General features: G+C 45.4%; 1 protein-coding gene. It reads right to left on the reverse strand.

The features are described from left to right. Positions 1-1,370, reverse strand: a protein-coding gene (locus V6E55_RS25405) for an IS3-like element ISKpn8 family transposase (protein ID WP_085949440.1) whose coding sequence is annotated in 2 segments (ribosomal slippage) — positions 1-890 and positions 890-1,370 — 1,371 coding nt in all. Because the reading frame shifts where the segments join, the coding sequence is not laid out codon by codon here. Positions 1,371-1,420 lie beyond the last annotated feature (50 nt).

Raw genomic sequence — 1,420 nt, forward strand, 5'->3', positions numbered from 1 at the left:
TTAAACACGAGGCACATAGGTCTGGGTTCGATATTCAATTGGACTCAGACCTTTTAATTTCAGGCTAATTCTTCTGCTGTTGTAGTAGTCAATATATTCCGTAACAGCATCCTTCAGTTCGCTTATATTACTGAACTCGTCAAGATAAAAACACTCCGACTTTAAGGTTCCAAAGAAACATTCCACGACTGCATTATCCAGACAATTGCCTTTTCTGGACATGCTCTGTGTAATGCCTTGTTCTTTAAGGATGTTTTGATACCTTCTCATACGATACTGCCATCCCTGGTCAGAGTGCAGAATAGGATGCTCGTGAGGCTTAAGCTTTTTGAATGCCTGATCGAGCATATTCTCGACCATGTTCATCACAGGTCTTTCCGACAGGCTGTAAGAAATAACTTCGTTGTTGAAGAGATCTATTACTGGAGACAAATACAGCTTTCGCCCATTGACTGCAAATTCAGTAACGTCGGTAACCCACTTCTCGTTTGGCCGTGTAGCCTTGAAATCCCTTTGGAGAACATTGGGGGCGGTTTGCCCTACCTCTCCTCTGTAGGAGCTGTATCGTTTGACCTTAATCGCTGCCTTAAGCGAGAGGGTTCCCATCAGGCGCTGAACGGCTTTATGGTTAATCCGTTCCCCGTCTCGATGGAGAGACAACGTTACCCTACGGTATCCGTAACGACCTTTATTCTCGTGATAAATCTCACCAATACGCTTTTTAACATCCGCATACTTATCAGGCTTGCTGAGAGCCTTTAGATGGTAATAAAACGTACTGCGCGGTATCTCCGCTGCCTTGAGAAGCTCATCAAGAGGGTAAAACTGCCTTAGCTCGTTGAGTACTTTCACTTTTTCGCGGGATGAGCTAAGGCTTTCAGCTTTTTTAGATACGTAAGCCGCATTTCAAGGAATCGAACTTGTCTTTCAAGATCCTCAATACGTCGGTCTTTCGACAGCTCCAATGCTAACGCCGCTTTTTCTGGATCAACTGACATTGTAATGTTTCTTTTGGTGCCGATCTTGAGTGCGCGTAAACCAGCTTCTCCGTGCTCCTCATAGACTTTCAGCCACTTGGCTACAGAACCACTACCAGCAAGCATAAAGTGAGCAGCAGCCTGATTGAGGGACATCTGCTGCTCGGTCACGGCTTTCACGACCTTAATGCGCAACTCTGGATCAGCACTAACGCCTTTAGGTTTGGGAATTAAACCTTTTTCTCCATGTTTTTCATAGAGGGCAACCCACGTCCTGACCTGGGTTCGAGGCACACCAAAACGTGCAGAGATGATCCTGTAACCATCATCAGTTGTGAAGTAGTGATTCACGACTTCAAGGCGCTTTTCGAAGGGGTATTTTGGCTTTGACATATCAGGGACTATTCCATTTCATCGTCCAACAAAATGGGTGCAGTACAGGT

Origin of the sequence: Enterobacter sp. 342, assembly GCF_036663495.1 — a bacterium.
Lineage (GTDB): Bacteria > Pseudomonadota > Gammaproteobacteria > Enterobacterales > Enterobacteriaceae > Enterobacter.